Annotated in this window: 19 protein-coding genes; 9 read left to right on the forward strand and 10 right to left on the reverse strand. The window is 58.2% G+C overall.

Annotated features, from left to right (window positions below):
• The 4 genes from Q1B27_RS05620 to Q1B27_RS05635 all read left to right on the forward strand — a co-directional run.
• Nucleotides 1-356 (forward strand): hypothetical protein (locus tag Q1B27_RS05620; RefSeq protein WP_299844943.1); only part of this gene is annotated, 356 nt, incomplete at its 5' end.
• Between the two features lie 461 nt (nt 357-817).
• Nucleotides 818-1,162: a YbaB/EbfC family nucleoid-associated protein gene (locus tag Q1B27_RS05625; protein ID WP_299844944.1), complete on the forward strand. Its 345-nt coding sequence runs from the start codon at nt 818-820 to the stop codon at nt 1,160-1,162.
• A 13-nt stretch (nt 1,163-1,175) separates the two neighbouring features.
• Nucleotides 1,176-1,769 (forward strand): recombination mediator RecR, encoded by a 594-nt coding sequence (gene recR / locus Q1B27_RS05630; protein WP_299844948.1) that lies wholly within the window; start codon nt 1,176-1,178, stop codon nt 1,767-1,769.
• Between the two features lie 82 nt (nt 1,770-1,851).
• Nucleotides 1,852-2,880, forward strand: coding sequence for a hypothetical protein (locus Q1B27_RS05635; RefSeq protein WP_299844951.1), 1,029 nt, complete (start codon nt 1,852-1,854; stop codon nt 2,878-2,880).
• An 82-nt stretch (nt 2,881-2,962) separates the two neighbouring features.
• Here Q1B27_RS05635 and Q1B27_RS05640 read toward each other — a convergent pair whose 3' ends face one another.
• Nucleotides 2,963-3,715: a DUF1013 domain-containing protein gene (locus Q1B27_RS05640; RefSeq protein WP_299844954.1), complete on the reverse strand. Its 753-nt coding sequence runs from the start codon at nt 3,713-3,715 to the stop codon at nt 2,963-2,965.
• A gap of 131 nt (nt 3,716-3,846) precedes the next feature.
• Between Q1B27_RS05640 and Q1B27_RS05645 the strand changes: the two genes are divergently transcribed.
• Nucleotides 3,847-4,476: a ribonuclease T2 gene (locus Q1B27_RS05645; RefSeq protein ID WP_299844957.1), complete on the forward strand. Its 630-nt coding sequence runs from the start codon at nt 3,847-3,849 to the stop codon at nt 4,474-4,476.
• A 3-nt stretch (nt 4,477-4,479) separates the two neighbouring features.
• Here Q1B27_RS05645 and Q1B27_RS05650 read toward each other — a convergent pair whose 3' ends face one another.
• The 9 genes from Q1B27_RS05650 to hemP all read right to left on the reverse strand — a co-directional run bounded on the left by Q1B27_RS05650 (nt 4,480) and on the right by hemP (nt 11,863).
• Nucleotides 4,480-5,547, reverse strand: coding sequence for a DUF1513 domain-containing protein (locus Q1B27_RS05650; RefSeq protein ID WP_299844960.1), 1,068 nt, complete (start codon nt 5,545-5,547; stop codon nt 4,480-4,482).
• Nucleotide 5,548: 1 nt separating this feature from the next.
• A complete protein-coding gene (locus Q1B27_RS05655) occupies nt 5,549-6,556 on the reverse strand; it encodes an imelysin family protein (RefSeq protein ID WP_299844963.1) in 1,008 nt (335 codons plus the stop codon).
• Nucleotides 6,556-8,097, reverse strand: coding sequence for a di-heme oxidoredictase family protein (locus Q1B27_RS05660; RefSeq protein WP_299844966.1), 1,542 nt, complete (start codon nt 8,095-8,097; stop codon nt 6,556-6,558). The genes Q1B27_RS05655 and Q1B27_RS05660 overlap by 1 nt, the downstream gene beginning before the upstream one ends.
• On the reverse strand, nt 8,057-8,542 hold the full coding sequence (gene bfr / locus Q1B27_RS05665) for a bacterioferritin (RefSeq protein WP_299844969.1): 486 nt from the start codon (nt 8,540-8,542) through the stop codon (nt 8,057-8,059). Before bfr ends, Q1B27_RS05660 begins: the two co-directional genes overlap by 41 nt.
• Nucleotides 8,485-8,784, reverse strand: coding sequence for a (2Fe-2S)-binding protein (locus Q1B27_RS05670; RefSeq protein ID WP_299844972.1), 300 nt, complete (start codon nt 8,782-8,784; stop codon nt 8,485-8,487). The genes bfr and Q1B27_RS05670 overlap by 58 nt, the downstream gene beginning before the upstream one ends.
• 9 nt (nt 8,785-8,793) lie before the next feature.
• Nucleotides 8,794-9,819 carry a hypothetical protein gene (locus Q1B27_RS05675; RefSeq protein WP_299844975.1) on the reverse strand — a complete coding sequence of 342 codons (1,026 nt, stop codon included), beginning with the start codon at nt 9,817-9,819 and terminating at the stop codon, nt 8,794-8,796.
• Nucleotides 9,820-9,925: 106 nt separating this feature from the next.
• Nucleotides 9,926-11,203 carry an imelysin family protein gene (locus Q1B27_RS05680; RefSeq protein ID WP_299844978.1) on the reverse strand — a complete coding sequence of 426 codons (1,278 nt, stop codon included), beginning with the start codon at nt 11,201-11,203 and terminating at the stop codon, nt 9,926-9,928.
• A 16-nt stretch (nt 11,204-11,219) separates the two neighbouring features.
• Nucleotides 11,220-11,699 (reverse strand): hypothetical protein, encoded by a 480-nt coding sequence (locus tag Q1B27_RS05685; protein ID WP_299844981.1) that lies wholly within the window; start codon nt 11,697-11,699, stop codon nt 11,220-11,222.
• Nucleotides 11,696-11,863 carry a hemin uptake protein HemP gene (hemP, locus tag Q1B27_RS05690; protein WP_299844984.1) on the reverse strand — a complete coding sequence of 56 codons (168 nt, stop codon included), beginning with the start codon at nt 11,861-11,863 and terminating at the stop codon, nt 11,696-11,698. Before hemP ends, Q1B27_RS05685 begins: the two co-directional genes overlap by 4 nt.
• Nucleotides 11,864-12,372: 509 nt before the next feature.
• Here hemP and Q1B27_RS05695 point away from each other — a divergent pair.
• The 4 genes from Q1B27_RS05695 to Q1B27_RS05710 all read left to right on the forward strand — a co-directional run bounded on the left by Q1B27_RS05695 (nt 12,373) and on the right by Q1B27_RS05710 (nt 15,329).
• Nucleotides 12,373-14,196: an ABC transporter ATP-binding protein gene (locus Q1B27_RS05695; protein WP_299844987.1), complete on the forward strand. Its 1,824-nt coding sequence runs from the start codon at nt 12,373-12,375 to the stop codon at nt 14,194-14,196.
• Nucleotides 14,197-14,378: 182 nt separating this feature from the next.
• Nucleotides 14,379-14,558 (forward strand): periplasmic nitrate reductase, NapE protein, encoded by a 180-nt coding sequence (locus Q1B27_RS05700; protein WP_299844990.1) that lies wholly within the window; start codon nt 14,379-14,381, stop codon nt 14,556-14,558.
• A gap of 22 nt (nt 14,559-14,580) precedes the next feature.
• Nucleotides 14,581-15,069 (forward strand): ferredoxin-type protein NapF, encoded by a 489-nt coding sequence (gene napF / locus Q1B27_RS05705; protein ID WP_299844993.1) that lies wholly within the window; start codon nt 14,581-14,583, stop codon nt 15,067-15,069.
• Nucleotides 15,066-15,329, forward strand: a complete 264-nt coding sequence (locus Q1B27_RS05710) for a chaperone NapD (protein ID WP_299844996.1) — start codon at nt 15,066-15,068, stop codon at nt 15,327-15,329. The genes napF and Q1B27_RS05710 overlap by 4 nt, the downstream gene beginning before the upstream one ends.
• The last annotated feature ends 22 nt before the right edge of the window (nt 15,330-15,351 follow it).

The following is a 15,351-nucleotide window of genomic DNA, read 5'->3' on the forward strand; positions in this document are numbered from 1 at the left end:
ATGCTGAGGATCTGAGATCTGTGCCGCCTCGCATGGTCAGCAAGGCAGCGGCCCACCAGACCGCCCCGCTGGATGTTCGGCCGGACCTTTGGCCGCAGATGGTGACATTCGAGGATTTGAACGATCCTTCGACAGTGCAGGAAGTCGATGCTGACGATCTGACAGAGCATTTCGGCGCAGGCTACGCACTAAGACGCATCACCGTTCGGGCGACCCAGGACCCCGTGACAGAAGGGCGTGTCGAAAAGCTGCTGCCCTGTTTGAACTCGGGACATCAATGTATCCCGCTTAACAAGAGCTTACCCTTTGGCCACCCATTACGAAACATTCTGAATGTCATGTTTCGAAGGACGTAATCATGACCATTTCGAAAGATCTTTTCCTCTCTATCCTTGCCATGGATTCCTACAACCAAGGCTATGGCAGGGGCATTGTTCATGACAAAAACCAAATTGGAACTGCGTCCGTAAGCACTGATTCTGAAGAGGTGTTCAGGGACCCGGACGCGGACGGATTGGGGAGGGACAGGATAACTTCACCGCCGTTTGTTTCATCAGGCGCGTATCCGCAGACAACTAGACCGATGAGCAGCTCTCTGGCACGGCAGTTTTAGTTTCTTAGCACGACCTATGACGAATAAAGAGCGGCCATTGAAGCGTGTGCAGCGAATGTAAATTCTGTCCCGCTTAGCCGAGTTTCAAATACCGGATGCTTGCATAAAGCACTTATCTACCAAGTTGACGGTCCCTTTGTCTTGTTCCTGAGGCGTCAGGCCCGTATCTAGGCGGTAACTAAACCGACAACTGAGGAAGATATCATGTTCAAAGGATTGGGCCAGATGGGCGATATGGCCAAGATGATGAAGGCCGCGCAGGAAATGCAGCAGAAAATGGCCAGCCTTCAGGAGGAAATGCACAGCCTGATGGTCACCGGCGAAAGCGGTGCCGGTCTGGTCAAGGCCACCTGCACCGCCAAGGGCGAGCTGAAAGGCCTCGACATCGACCCGTCGATCTTTAACGCCGACGACAAGGAAGTGGTCGAAGACCTGATCCTGGCCGCAATCAAGGACGCGCAGCAAAAAGCCAGCGCACGTGCCAAGGAAGAAATGGGCAAGATCACCGAAGGCATGGGCCTGCCCAAGGATATGGACCTGCCGTTCTGAAACAGGCCACCTGATGAACGGCACGCGCGATATCGACGCTCTCATCCAGATGATGGCGAAATTGCCGGGTCTGGGCCCGCGCTCGGCCCGGCGGGCGGTGCTTCACCTCATTCGCAAGCGTGATCTGCAGCTGATCCCATTGGCGGACCTGATGCAGACCGTTGCGGCAACCGCGCGCGAATGCCTGAACTGCGGCAATGTCGGCACCACCGATATCTGCGACATCTGCGAGGCCGAAAAACGCGCCAACGGTTTGCTCTGCGTGGTCGAGGATGTGGCCGACCTCTGGGCGATGGAGCGCGCCGGCGTGTTCAAGGGACGCTATCATGTTCTGGGCGGCACGCTGAGCGCGCTGGATCAGGTCGGCCCCGACCAGCTCCGTATCCCCAAGCTCATCGACCGGGTCGACAGCGAAGCGATCACCGAGGTGATCCTGGCGCTCAACGCCACCGTCGACGGGTTGACCACAGCGCATTACATCGCCGACCAGCTGGAAGATCGTGTGACGCTGACCTCATTGGCGCAAGGGGTGCCGATCGGTGGCGAATTGGACTACCTTGACGACGGCACGATCAGCGCCGCGCTTTCAGCCCGCAAGGCACTCTGACAACATCAGAACAATTGAAAAGAAGCTTGTGGTTTGCGCTATCACGCCTAGGCTGAGAACAGGGACGGGCGGAAGATAGGATATGCGGACACGGTTGTTACTCTGGCTCATCACGGTTTTCACCGTCTGGAGCGGGTTTGCCCAAGCGCAAAGCACGTTGGAGCGCGCAACCGAATACTGGCTGAAAGGTCGCGATCAGAAAAGCCTGATTATGTTGGCGGAACTGGCACGTGCCGGGAATGCGGATGCGCGTTTGCTGCTGGGCCGGATCGAAACCACCGACCTGGGGCCGTCACCTTTTCGGATGTCCCTGAGTAAAGATGAAACACGTGCACTGTTTCGCGATATTTCGGAACATACGCTATTTGGCAAAACCTGGATTTCTGTCGAGGCCGCATTGGGCAATGAATACGCCCACGCCTTTCTTCGCGCGGCGCAACCCGTGCCCCGGCTGGGCCTGATCGAACGGCTGAACCGGTTGCAGGAATATCAGGCGGCGGATCATCCGACGCGCATTGTGGCGCTATATGGCAACCAATCGATGCGTGACAAGCTACGCGCGTCCGAGTTTCTGATGTCGGACCTTGAGCCCTATCTTGATTACCTGTCCGGCACCCCGGAACCGCGCGGAGATGGTCTGGCGGTGCTGCGCCATATTGCGCCGGACCTGCGCGCCTCGGTGTCTGCGGATGATGCCGAAACGTTGGGGATGGCCGGTATTCTGTCACTTGGATATGGCTATGGTGACCACTCATCCGGCAACCGGTGGCGCGCGCCTGTTGAAAGCTGGCTGCTGTCTTCACCGTCCACAAAACCTATTGCTGATCTATGTGCGGTCGAATGCGGCGGCGCGAAGGCGAACTGCGCCTTTGCGTTTCTGGCATTGTCGGGGGGATATTTTGAAGCCATCCGCGTCGATAGCCCGTTTGAGAAACTGATCCCACAGGCACAATTTGTAAGCAGCCACAGGGCACGTATTATGGTTTTGCGACGGGCTGCATTGGCCCGATCCGAAACCAACCTCACATGGTTGGCGGATCACAAGCAGATCGCAGAGATTTCTGAATGTGCGGCGGATCTGATTATCAATGAGCGCCAGAAATATCAGTAGCACTGACGCCGGGCATTTCGCACCCCTGAACGAAAAACCCCGGCCTGTCTGACCGGGGTTTTCGCAGTATATTCGAGTTGTCTCAGGGCTGTTCGTCTTCGTCGTCGCCCTTGTTTTCCGGCAAGTTGAAGAAGCTGTCGGCGTCGAATTCCTTTTCCTCTTCTTCATCGTCATCGGTGCTACCGCTGAGGCTGAAGGTCTCCAGACCCTCAATGGCGGTCGGAATGCGCGGCTCGGCTTCTTGTCCCAGGCTCTGTTCCGTGCTCAGAAGCTTGCGACGCTCGTCATCGCTCATCGACTCGCCTTCCTTGGCCTTCTTGGCCGCAGCTTTTTGCACGGCGGCGTCCAGTTCAGACTGTTTGCAAAGGCCAAGCGCAACCGGATCAATCGGTTGAATGTTGGAGATGTTCCAATGGGTCCGTTCGCGGATCGCCTGAATTGTCGGCTTGGTGGTGCCGACCAGACGAGCAATCTGGCTGTCGGCCAACTCAGGGTGGAACTTGACAAGCCACAGAATCGAGGCTGGGCGATCCTGACGTTTGCTAAGCGGTGTGTAGCGCGGGCCGCGACGTTTTTCTTCGCCCTGCGCGGCAGCGTTGAACTTGAGCTTCAGCTTATGCAAAGGGTTCTTTTCGGCGGCGTCGATCTCATCCTGGGTCAGTTGGTTATTGGCGATCGGATCAAAGCCCTTCACGCCTGCGGCCACATCGCCATCGGCAATGCCCTGAACCTCAAGTTCATGCATCTCGACGAAATCCGCGATCTGCTTGAAGCTGATCGTTGTGTTGTCCACCAGCCAGACGGCTGTGGCGCGGGCCATAAGCGGTTTTGCCATATCTCAGATCTCCTACAGGCATATCTTTCCCGTCGCCTGGAAAGGCGGTCCCGGGGGCCGGGACGGGTTTCCGTTGTCGGGGAACTTGGGCGCTATATAGTGACGTCGAACAAGAAAAGAAAGTCCGAAATATGCGCGCCCTGTTGTTGTTGCTGATCTCTGCCACCGCTGCCCTGGCCGAAGGTGAGCGTGCTGGCGAGTTTGATTACTACGTGCTGTCGCTCAGCTGGTCGCCGACATGGTGCGCAATCGAAGGCGATGAAAGAGGATCACCGCAATGCGACGCATCCGCCGATCACGGTTGGGTCCTGCACGGTCTCTGGCCACAATTTCATCGCGGCTACCCGTCCCACTGCCAATCCGCTGAACGTCCTCCGTCCCGCGCCATGACCGCAGAAATGGCTGATATCATGGGAACATCCGGGTTGGCCTGGTATCAGTGGAAAAAGCATGGCACCTGTACTGGCCTGTCCGCCCCGGCATTTTATGCACACGCGCGCGAGGCCTATAAGGCTGTGAACCGGCCCGAGGTTTTTCGAAAACTCACCAAACCGGTCACGTTGCCAGCCAAGGTGGTCGAAGAAGCGTTTCTGAAGGCCAATCCTGACTGGGACGCCGATATGCTGACAATCACCTGCCGCGATGGGCGTATTCAAGAGGCACGGCTTTGCCTGTCCAAGAATCTCACACCCGTGCCATGCGGCCGCGATGTGATAAGGGACTGCCGGATGAAAGACGCGCTTTTTGATCCGATACGATAAGGGTTAGCCTATTGCCACCAGGTGATTGTCCCATTGGCAATCATGCACCCGGCGCTCTTGTGCGGCACCGACCAATATGCGCCCCGTGCCAGTCGTAAAGACGAAATCTGACCCGCCCGCCGCCACACCGCAAATGTCCGTTTCCATCAGTTGACGCCGCAGTTTTCCCGTCGTTTCAAAGATCAGCGCCACACCGCCCCGTGGACCAGTCAGGGCAATTTCCCCGCCATTTCCGGAAAACGCCACGCTGCCTGCATAACCCTGCATCTCGCGCTCCAACCCACGTCCGGTTTCGTGGAACATCAGGGGTTGCCCCCGCCGGTGGGTCGCCAAGAGAGGGGGCGTTTCAGCCAGATCGCCCTGCCATTGGCAAGCAACGGCGACATGCCCGTCCGCATGCACCGCCAGATGTCGCATGGAATTCCTGTGCCACTCCACAGGTGGCTGGTGCTGTTCCAGCAAGGCCCCATTCAGCGCCAGATAGCTAAGATTTGGACGCATATCTGGCAGGTTCAGCTTGGCGCGTCCAGCATCGGGGTGGGTTTCAATACCCCCATTTGCCACCAAAAAAGTTTCGCCATCCGGCATCAGGCGCAGTTCATGTGGGCCAACACCGCCAGACGGCATCGCCCCGATGCGCCGATAGTTATCCTTTGCGTCCCACATGCCGATCATGCCACGCGCGTCATTGAAATGATTTTCGGTGGTGAGCAGTACTGCGCCATCACCAGAAAAGGCCCCATGACCATAGAAATGATGTCCTTCTGGCGCTTCCAACCGCGACACCATCTGACCGGATTTACAATTGATGACCATCGCAAACCTGCCCGGACGCCGGGCAAACGCAACCGCAAGCGCCTGGGTCGGATGGGCAGCGGCTGCGTGGCCTCGCCCTGGCAACGGAATGCCGAAAACCACCTCGCCCAAACCGTTCAGGCCAAAGAGGGCATACCGCCCAGAAGGCAGGCGCGCCGCAGACAAATAGGCGGGATTACCGGTTTCAGCCCACCCGACATGCGGCATCAGGCCGGTTGTCAAAAGCCCTCCGAGAAAATGGCGCCGCGACGTCATGTCAATCTCCATCCAGCGCATTAAACCCGGCGATGACCCCCAGATGAGCGCCAAGGTCCTGATCGACGATCCTCCGGATGGCGTTCAGGTCATTCAACAGCGCCTCAACCCTGATCCTGCCCTGTGGTGTAGACACACCGGCAAGCGTCGGGTCACCAAGCTCAGCGGCGCTCTGATCGAACCGTGTCAGCGCATAATCAAGACGGCTGGCCAGGACCGGATCATCAGCCGCCAATCGCAACGCCAGCCCACCACTGCCCGCTACCGCCTGACGGATCAGTGCCAGACTTTGACCCGACCGCCAGGCCTCGGCCCGTTTCGGGCGCGGTTTTTCAAACGTCCCCAATGGGCGTCCGAACCGCATGTCAGCCGTGAATTGCAAGCCGGTCGAAGCGGATTTGTAAAGCACCTGCAAGACTTCATCGCCTGAGCGATAAGGCGCATCCGGACCGGGCGCGGTCAGCACCGGAGCATAGCCGTGCCATGCCAGATCCAGATCCTGCGCAGTTGCGTGAATATCCCGGGCCACGGCCCGCACCAGCGCACAGCGCTGATCCGGCGTACCAAGCGTTGCGATCTCGGGATCAAACAGCAGGTAATCCAGCGCATAGAACCCCCGCGCCGCAATCGAAACCTGTTCATAGGCTTCAGGCGTCAGAGCATCGGGATCAGGGTTCAGCAACAATTTCCGCAGGGCTTTGGGTGTCTTGCCGCGCGGATCGGGCCAAAAAGCCAGCGCAAAGGCGCGGTTTTCCTGTTCAGACGGCCCAAAACGCAGATGGCTGACCCGGGCCCATGCCCGAAATGCCTCGATATATTTCCGGCGCAAATCAGCGGCGTTGCAGGAAGATTCAGTCTCGTCCGCCATGATCGCCGTCTTTTGGTTCAGCTCTGCAAAGCCCGGCAGAATATCCTGCTCGACAATCTCCTGAAAGGGTATTGACTTGCCGTCAGCAACCGCAGAAACCGGTCCTATAACCAGCAAAATAAGAACAAGAAGACGTCTCATCATAGGCTTTCCAGGAAACGGATCAGGGCGGCCCGGTCCTCGGCAGGCATATCGATCACCGCATCGCGCTGCAGCTCGGCCTCGCCACCATGCCACAGCACGGCTTCGAGAAGCGATCGTGCCCTGCCATCGTGCAGAAAATAACTATGGCCCGAAACCTGTTCGGTCAATCCGATGCCCCACAGCGGCGGTGTACGCCATTCCTGGCCTGTTGCACGTGCCTCGGGCCGGTTATCTGCCAGCCCCTCCCCCATGTCATGCAGCAGCATGTCGGTATAGGGCCAGATCAACTGAAAACTCTGCTCGGGCTGGTCTTCCAAACGATGCGTCACATAGGCGGGCCGATGGCACGATGTGCACCCCAGCGCATTGAACATTTCCTTGCCGCGCAACACTTGCGCGTCCCCCACGTCACGGCGGGCGGGCACGGCCAGGTTGCGGCTGTAAAATGACACCAGATCCAGACCTTCCTGCCCAATTTCATAGACCCGGTCGTCGCCATCCCCATGCGGGCCAGCACGACAATCGGTCTGCGCCTCGGTGCATTCGCCCCAAGCCCCGGTAAAGAGCGGATTTGAGATCCCGATATCCCCGGCAAACGCACCGGCAGACTGATGGCGCACCGTCGGTGCCCCAGCCTTCAGGCCAAACCGTCCCAACATCGGTTGATCATATTCGACCGACCAGACAATATTCGCCCGTCCCGAGATACCATCGCCATCGGTATCCTCCGGGTCAGCATTGGCAAGAATATCCGCCGCCGGGATTGCCTCAAGCAAGCCAAGCCCGATCATCTGGGGTGCCACACGGGGTGACAGCATCGCCTGCGGATGCAGCGGGCCATACCCCAGATCGGCAGCGGTATAGGTTGGGCGGCGCAGTGAGGCGACTTCACCATCCGACAATGCAATTTCGAATTCTTCGTAATCAATCTGCAACCGGTATTCCGAAGGATGCCCGGGCAGGCTGAAATCCTGTAACTGCGTGCCGTAGGTCGGGTCAGGTGCCGTGGCTATATAGTCCTCGATCTCGGCGACCTCTGTTCCTGCGTCACCGGGAATAGAGATGCGCAGAAACATTGAGATCGCGTTGTCTTCGGGCCCTTCGGGCGGATGGCCGCGCCCGTCTTTCAGATGGCACCGCTGGCACGAGCGCGCATTGAAAAGCGGCCCCAGCCCATCCGAGGCCAGCGTAGAAGAGGGCGACGATACCCAGAGTTTGCGGAAAAGCCCGTTGCCGACCTTGAAATCCAGCTCATCGGCAAACGGCATGTTGCCCGAGGGTTGTGAAAACGCATCGGCGTTATTGCGGACCCGCACCGTGGCAGCACCCGCCGACATATCCTCGAACTGTTGCGGCGCGCCGAAATCCGAAGGCGGCGCAAGAACCGCTTCGATCCGCGTCTGTTCCTCCGCTGTTCTGGGAATGATATTCAGATGGGGCTCGTCCAGCGGGCCCGCCACAGCAGCAGGGCCAAAAAGCCCCGCTGCCAGTACGATACTACTCGGCTTCGTCCATTTTCGACGCGTTGAGATGGGCATAGTTCTGCGGTCCGATCTTATCCAGCAGATCAAGCTGGGTTTCCAAAAAGTCGATATGGCCTTCTTCGTCTTTCAAAAGCTCGTCAAAGAGGTCTTTCGTCACATGATCACCAACCTTGTCGCAATGCTCGCGGGCTTCTTTGTAAAGTGCGCGCGCCTCCTGTTCGGCGGCAAGGTCGCATTCCAGCGTTTCCTTGGGCGACTGCCCGATCCGAAGCGAGTCGAGCTTTTGCAGATTGGGATGCCCTTCCAGAAAAATGATCCGTTCTATCAGTTTGTCCGCGTGGTTCATCTCTTCGATGCTTTCTTCGCGGCTTTTCTTGGCCATATGGCCGAGGCCCCAATCCTCTTGCAGCTTGTAATGCAGCCAATACTGGCTGATTGCCGTCAGCTCACTGCGGAGCGCGCGGTTGAGGTAGTCAATGACTTTACTGTCGCCTTGCATGTTTGGTTTTCCTGTGTTGACCGCGGCCTGAGCGCGCGGAGTTCCATGGGGACTTCCAGATTATCGTTGCTGCGCATCGTCGCAAGAAACAACGGCATACATCCGCCGCAATCCGCTGCCTTGCCAAGCGCGTGATAGATCTTTCCAGGGGTGATCAGGGCCGCGTTGTCGGCGGCCCTCATCCAGTCGATAGCGGCGTGAATGTCGTGATCTGCAATGTTCTGACAATGGCAGACGATCATAGACTTTCCTCAGAAGTTATAGGCAAACAACGTGCCGATGGTGTGGTTGCGCTCTCCACTCTCGCGCCCGTATCGGTATCCGATGGCGCCGGTGAAATTCTCGAAAAATTCCATTTCGGCAGACACTGTGGCCAGGTGGTCTGTCGACATCGTCTCGACATCGCGAACCGAATAGACCGCCGAGACCGTTACCGGACCAACCGGTGCCGCGACGCCCAACGTGCCATAAGTGGTCGAATTGCTGGTGCCGTCGAATTCGTCGAACCAGGCGATCTCGGCCAGCAGTTCCAGCGGGAATGACCCGCCGTCGAAGGTATGATTGACCCCGAAAACAAGGCCGGTCTGATCAGCCGTATCGCCCCTGCCCTTCGCCTGATACTGGATACCGGCATTATAGCCTGTCGACCCGAATTCACCCGACACTGACAAGGCAACGGATTCCGGGCTGCTGGTATTGGAAACACCGCCGGCACCGCGATTGTTCTGTCCCCGTTCGGTCCCGATGGAATCACTCAGGATCGTCCGATCCGCCTGAAACACCGAAAAGGTCAGTTCATGCTCACCGTTTGCAGCGGCAAACGGCACGATCACCGCACCGCCCAGCCTTTCGGTGATTTCGTAATCTTCTGCAAAGTCAACGCCATAGATACCAGGCGCCGCGTCCCAGGCCGATCCAAAGGCCGGGTTGAACTTACCCAGGACAACCTGTGCGGCACCAAAATCATGGGCAAAGAACAACTCTTCGGCATAGAACCCGTGATCTTCGAGGAAACTGTCGCTGGTCGGGTCGATGACCTGCTCTATCAACAAGGTCGCGTTCACCGAAGTCCTATCGGTGAAGGCAAAGGACAGCCCGCCTTCAATGGTTGCGAAGGTATTGTTGATTTCCGCTGTCGGGTCCGTTGAATCGTAGGTAAAATCGCTTTGTAATTCGATACTGAACTCAGCCGAGAACGGCCCGCTGCCCTCTTCCGCCAGGGCAGCACCAGCCATGCCAAACAGCACCGCGCCCGATGCCAAAACGTAAGTCTTCATGTCTCTCTCATTTCATTTGTCATGGCTGGCTGTGTCACTGCTGACTGGCGCGCTGTTATTCGGTCTGCGCCCCACTGATCGGGGCGCAGAGATTTCCTGCCGGTTTTTACTGGAAGACCGCCGTTGGGTTATCGAGGCTGTCTGAGCCTTCGAACTCGATCTGGCCAAGGCCAAGCACCCCGACCACCCGTTCGATCGAACGGGTCTGATCAATCAGCCCATTCACGCCACCCATGACCAGGGCCTCACCGCCCTCATTACCGGCTTCCAGCATCATGTCATAGCTAAAGCCCGCTTCGGCAGCGGTCTTGATCCGGCCAAGCGCCAGCATCGTTCCGGCCAGTTTGGTTCGCATTTCAGCGTCAAGCGTAGCGTCCGTTGCGGCCACCAGATCAGACAGGGACGGCCCGGAAATCAGCGATCCGTCAATCCGCACATATTCGCCCAGATAGACGTTCTGCACTCCCAGACCGTCGTAATAATGGCTGTTATGGGTGTTGTCCGAGAAACAGTCATGCTCTTCCTCGGGGTCATTCAGCATCAAACCAAGCCGCATCCGTTCGCCCGCCTGTTCACCGTAGGAAAGTGACCCCATGCCGGTCAGGATCGCGGAAATCCCATTGTCTTCGCTGGCTGTCAGCTCTGCGCGCGCGGCACCGCCATCGGCCCATTGCGACGCCATCCATTCCAGATCGCTCACCAAAAGATCGGTGGCCGCCTTCAGGTAAGCGGCCCGACGATTGCAATTGCCGCCAGTGCACGCGTCACCCGTCGCATAATCCGTCCAGGGGCGGTTGCCAGCACCAGCGTCGTGACCGTTCAGGTCCTGACCCCAGAGCAGGAATTCAATTGCGTGATAGCCGGTTGCCACATTGGCTTCGATCCCATCCGCCTCGTGCAGCGTCTCGGCCAGCAATTCCGGCGTGATCTGGCTGGCATCCACAGCATTGCCCGACAGGCTGAAGGACGGGTATGCCACCACGTTCAGAACAGCAAAGGCGTTTTCGTCAGACGCGCCGCCATAGCCTGCATCGACATAATCAATCAGCCCCTCATCCAGCGGCCATGCGTTAACCTTGCCTTCCCAGTCATCCACGATGGCATTGCCAAAGCGGTAGACTTCGGTCTGCTGGTACGGCACGCGCGCCGCGATCCAAGCCTCTTTTGCAGCCTCAAGCGCCTGCGGGGATGGATCGGTAATCAGCGCGTTGATCGCGGTCTGCAAATTCTGGGCCGCCACTAGACTGTCGGCATATTTTGCCTGGGCGATGTTGGCGTATGTTTCCAATACGTCCGATTTGGTCACATCGCCTGCGGCCATAACCGCAGAACCGAAACCAACGCTGAGGGCAAGCGCGCTGGTGGCAAGAATGAGGGTCTTCATGGATTGGCTTCCTTAGCTAATGATAGGTTGTGTGTCTTCGCGGTTGCTGCTGCGCCAGGCGATCGGCCTTCAGGCCCATGCGTTTCAGCGCAAACCCGAAATCTTCCGCCAGACCGACAAGCGTTCCCGCAATGTCGGGCCGAACGATATTGATGGCGATCAGCATGGCATCCTCGCGGGCGCCCTCGCTGGCATAGCCGATGAAATTGGCAAAGCAGGATTCGTCGGCACCCACGCAATTGCAGGATACGTTATGGCGCATCAAAGGTCGCCGGCCGTGGCGCGCACAAAGTGCACAAAGTTCCTCAAACGATTTCAGAACCCTGCGCCCATGTACCGGACCAAGGGCCGTTGCGAAATCATTCCAAACCTGGGTTTGCGAATCCGGGCCATCGCTCCAGAGGCGCAGGTAAAGGATCGCCCCTGCCTCCACAGGTCCCAGCTCGGCCATATGCCCAACAGGTGCGGCGCCACGAAAGGAAACAGGCGCGTTCATTTGGTCAAAATCAGCTTGCCCGCGCGGGTGATCCGCAGGGTATAAAGCTGATCCTCAAGCTTGATCTTTGCCAGATCGCCACCCTTCGTCAGATCCTGCGCCTCGTAAAGCGGCAGGGTATCAGCGGGGCGATATACGGTCTCCTTGGCCACGCTTACCACCATAGCCCCCTCCATTCGGTACGCTCGACCGCGTCCAGACAGCATTCGAGACTGAGGAAAGAAGGAACGCCGAAATCGAACGCCGCACAGATCAACTCCGTGCGGCTTCGGGGGATTGTCGGGTGATCCGCGAAATTTTGTGCCAAGATTTGCATCAGCCACTCCGTTTGGTGATCTGTGTTTCATTGGCTTACCCGGAATCACCGAGTTGGCTTGCTTTTATTTCTGAGTTATTTTGTCGGATAAGTCAATCCGACTATTTTAGTCAAGCATCAAAAACCCCAAATCCGCCGGGGGCCACACAGCCCTCGAAGACCGCCCCGCACCACAATTCCGCATTTGGGTGCTGACAGACTCGTCAAATTTTGATAGCTGTGCCTCACGACTCATGAAGGAGAGATGTCGATGAGAATGTTCAGGACCCCACCCCACAGCTGAAAAGCCGGTCCTGAAAGGGTGGCTTCAGCCCCCCGACTCATCCCAATCTTATCCTGCGCCCTACGGAGGGCATCATGTTTCGAAAATTCGAAAACCTCATCAATCCATTTGCCCCTGTTGCGGCTGAAACGCCGCCCTCTACCCTGTGGGCCTATATCCGCACACAGCTGAAACCGTTTCACCGGTGGCTGCCCTGGATCGCCCTGGTGGGGCTGGTCGTGGCATTGATGGAGAACTGGTTGATATTCTATGCCGGCAGGCTGATTGACCTGATGACCCAGACCGGCCCGACCGTATTCTGGCAACAGCATCAGGCCGAGATTCTGCTGGCGGCCTTCTTCGTGCTGTTTCTGCGGCCCTGCCTTTTTGCCCTCAACCATTTGTTTTTAGGGCAAACCCTGGCATCGAACCTGCAAGAGCAGGCCAGATGGCGCGCGCATAAACACCTGCTGGGCCAATCGTCGGGCTTCTTCCAGAACGATTTTGCCGGGCGGCTGGCCAACCGTGTCATGCAGATCGGTCCCGCCGTCGAAGATAGCGCCTATCTGGCGTTCGAAGGCCTGTGGTTTTCGATGACCTATGTAGCCGGGGCCATTTTCATCCTCAGCCAGATGGATGTTCGGCTGGCCATACCGCTCGCACTCTGGCTGGTTGTCTACATCATCTATGTCTGGAAAATCGCCGTCCGCGTCGCCACCGCCTCGGAAAAGTGGTCCGACGCGCGCTCGCTGGTGACGGGACGGGTCGTGGACGCCTATGCCAATATCGAAACGGTCAAGCTGTTCTCGCACGGGGACCGCGAGCAGACCTACGCCCTCTCCGCCATGCGCCGGCTGCGCCTCCGGTTTCAGCGCTTCATGCGCCTGATGACCGAGATGGAATTTGGCCTGAACCTGATCAACGGCATGTTGATTGTCGGCGTCATTGCACCGGCAATCTGGCTTTGGACCAGGGGCGAGGTCACCGTGGGCGAGGTTGCGGCAGCCACCGCGCTTACCATCCGTCTGAACGGCATGAGCGGTTGGATCGTCTGGGTCACCATCCAGTTATTTGAAAATGCCGGGGTGATCCGGGAAAGCCTGCGGTCGATTGCTGTTGCCCATGATGTTGTGGACAAACCAAACGCCCTTACCCTGACTGTGGAAAGCGCCGATATCCAGGTCGAGAATCTCAGCCATCACTACGGCAAGAATCACGGCGGTCTGGACGGCATCAACCTGACCATTCCCGCAGGGCAGCGTGTCGGCCTTGTGGGGCGGTCAGGTGCGGGCAAATCAAGCCTCGTCAACTTGCTCTTGCGGTTTCGCGATGCCGAAAGCGGGCGCATCCTGATCGATGGGCAATCCGTATCGGATGTCACGCAGGACAGCTTGCGCAAGCATATCGGCATGGTGACACAGGACAGTTCCCTGCTGCACAGGTCGGTGCGCGCCAACATCCTCTATGGCAATCCCGATGCGACCGAAGCTCAGATGATCTCGGCTGCGCAACGGGCAGAGGCGCATGAGTTCATTCAGGATCTGCGCGACCCCGAAGGACGTGCCGGTTACAATGCACAGGTGGGGGAACGCGGAGTGAAACTCTCTGGCGGTCAACGCCAGCGCATTGCGATTGCCCGCGTGATCCTGAAGAACGCCCCGATCCTGATCCTGGACGAGGCCACCTCGGCGCTGGACAGCGAAGTCGAGGCCACCATTCAGGATACGCTCTACGGGGTGATGGAAGGCAAGACCGTGATCGCCATCGCCCACCGCCTGTCGACCATCGCGCAGATGGATCGCATCGTGGTGCTGGACGAAGGCCGGGTGGTCGAGGATGGCAGCCATACCGACCTGCTGGCGGAAAACGGCCTCTATGCCAGCCTTTGGGCACGGCAATCGGGCGGTTTTCTTGGGTAGAGCCCCCGCCGCGCGCACCTGATGTCCTTGGTGCCCCAAACAAATCACCGGATCCGACCCTGCGCCGGGTCCGGCAAGATCGGGGTTTGAATTGACGCCAGGCCCTAGACAACCCAGCGCGCCTGACGCAAAGTGAGATTGGAAACGCGCGAACTCAAAATTTGAATCTTCAGGGAGGCTCTATGAGCCAATTTGAGAGCGAGTCGCGTGCGCAAGTTGACGTTGTTTCTAAATCCAGCGAGCTGCGTATCTTTTTCTTTCTGGCGGTGCTCCTGGCACCCATTCTCAGCTTTGTTCTGGTTGGCGGATACGGATTTCTGATCTGGATGTCGCAAATACTGCTTGGCCCTCCGAGCCACTAAGCCGGAGATGAGCACGCAAGACATGAACCGTAGGAATTTCCTGCGCGGTGCGTCGCAGCCAGCTTTGGCGGTGCAGCGGCCTCCTTGGGTGCGGCAAGACGCCTTGACGAACTGCACCTCTTGCAATGACTGCGTGTCTGCCTGCCCCGAAAACATCCTGAAGCTCGACGATGCGGGCCTACCGATGGTGGATTTCTCGGATACCGGATGCACCTTTTGCGGTGACTGCGCCGCATCCTGCACCCAGGGCGTTTTCGACGCGCAAAGCGAGCCCGCCTGGCAAAACAGCCTGACGGTTTCTGGCGACTGCCTGCTTGCCTCGGGCGTGTCGTGCCAGCTTTGCACGGATTTTTGCGACAGCGAGGCGCTTGTGTTTGACCTCTCCCAACGTCCGGTGGGCGCCTTGAGGGTGGATCACGATAGCTGCACCGGCTGTGGCATGTGCATCGGTGCCTGCCCTGTCACCGCCATCACCCTTGCGCCACTGACCGAAAGGGAGGTCGCCGCATGACCCAGAAAACACATATCTCCAGCCTTCTGATCACCGCGAAGCCGGACCTGGTGCCACAGGTCGTCAACAGCATCACCGACATGCCCATTGCCGAGGTCGCGCATTCCGATGCAGTCGGCAAAATCATCGTGACGCTCGAAACCCCCGATGAAAGCGCCATCGTTCAGGCGCTTACCGATATTCAACTTCTGGACGGCGTTGTCAGCGCCGCCCTTGTCTACCATCACGCCGAAGCCCTGGCTGACGCGTCCGCCCCGTAACCGAACCAGAAGGAAAACTGCC

The organism is uncultured Roseovarius sp., assembly GCF_947489715.1.
Lineage (GTDB): Bacteria > Pseudomonadota > Alphaproteobacteria > Rhodobacterales > Rhodobacteraceae > Roseovarius.

What these genes read in the sequence shown, in the direction of transcription:
- napF (WP_299844993.1), top strand. Translation starts at nt 14,581, where the DNA reads ATGAACCGTAGGAATTTCCTGCGCGGTGCGTCGCAGCCAGCTTTGGCG.
- Q1B27_RS05635 (WP_299844951.1), top strand. Translation starts at nt 1,852, where the DNA reads ATGCGGACACGGTTGTTACTCTGGCTCATCACGGTTTTCACCGTCTGG.
- Q1B27_RS05710 (WP_299844996.1), top strand. Translation starts at nt 15,066, where the DNA reads ATGACCCAGAAAACACATATCTCCAGCCTTCTGATCACCGCGAAGCCG.
- Q1B27_RS05695 (WP_299844987.1), top strand. Translation starts at nt 12,373, where the DNA reads ATGTTTCGAAAATTCGAAAACCTCATCAATCCATTTGCCCCTGTTGCG.
- Q1B27_RS05655 (WP_299844963.1), bottom strand. Translation starts at nt 6,556, where the DNA reads ATGAGACGTCTTCTTGTTCTTATTTTGCTGGTTATAGGACCGGTTTCT.
- Q1B27_RS05670 (WP_299844972.1), bottom strand. Translation starts at nt 8,784, where the DNA reads ATGATCGTCTGCCATTGTCAGAACATTGCAGATCACGACATTCACGCC.
- Q1B27_RS05675 (WP_299844975.1), bottom strand. Translation starts at nt 9,819, where the DNA reads ATGAAGACTTACGTTTTGGCATCGGGCGCGGTGCTGTTTGGCATGGCT.
- Q1B27_RS05680 (WP_299844978.1), bottom strand. Translation starts at nt 11,203, where the DNA reads ATGAAGACCCTCATTCTTGCCACCAGCGCGCTTGCCCTCAGCGTTGGT.
- Q1B27_RS05645 (WP_299844957.1), top strand. Translation starts at nt 3,847, where the DNA reads ATGCGCGCCCTGTTGTTGTTGCTGATCTCTGCCACCGCTGCCCTGGCC.
- Q1B27_RS05640 (WP_299844954.1), bottom strand. Translation starts at nt 3,715, where the DNA reads ATGGCAAAACCGCTTATGGCCCGCGCCACAGCCGTCTGGCTGGTGGAC.
- Q1B27_RS05660 (WP_299844966.1), bottom strand. Translation starts at nt 8,097, where the DNA reads ATGCCCATCTCAACGCGTCGAAAATGGACGAAGCCGAGTAGTATCGTA.
- Q1B27_RS05700 (WP_299844990.1), top strand. Translation starts at nt 14,379, where the DNA reads ATGAGCCAATTTGAGAGCGAGTCGCGTGCGCAAGTTGACGTTGTTTCT.
- recR (WP_299844948.1), top strand. Translation starts at nt 1,176, where the DNA reads ATGAACGGCACGCGCGATATCGACGCTCTCATCCAGATGATGGCGAAA.
- bfr (WP_299844969.1), bottom strand. Translation starts at nt 8,542, where the DNA reads ATGCAAGGCGACAGTAAAGTCATTGACTACCTCAACCGCGCGCTCCGC.
- Q1B27_RS05650 (WP_299844960.1), bottom strand. Translation starts at nt 5,547, where the DNA reads ATGACGTCGCGGCGCCATTTTCTCGGAGGGCTTTTGACAACCGGCCTG.
- Q1B27_RS05625 (WP_299844944.1), top strand. Translation starts at nt 818, where the DNA reads ATGTTCAAAGGATTGGGCCAGATGGGCGATATGGCCAAGATGATGAAG.
- Q1B27_RS05685 (WP_299844981.1), bottom strand. Translation starts at nt 11,699, where the DNA reads ATGAACGCGCCTGTTTCCTTTCGTGGCGCCGCACCTGTTGGGCATATG.
- hemP (WP_299844984.1), bottom strand. Translation starts at nt 11,863, where the DNA reads ATGGTGGTAAGCGTGGCCAAGGAGACCGTATATCGCCCCGCTGATACC.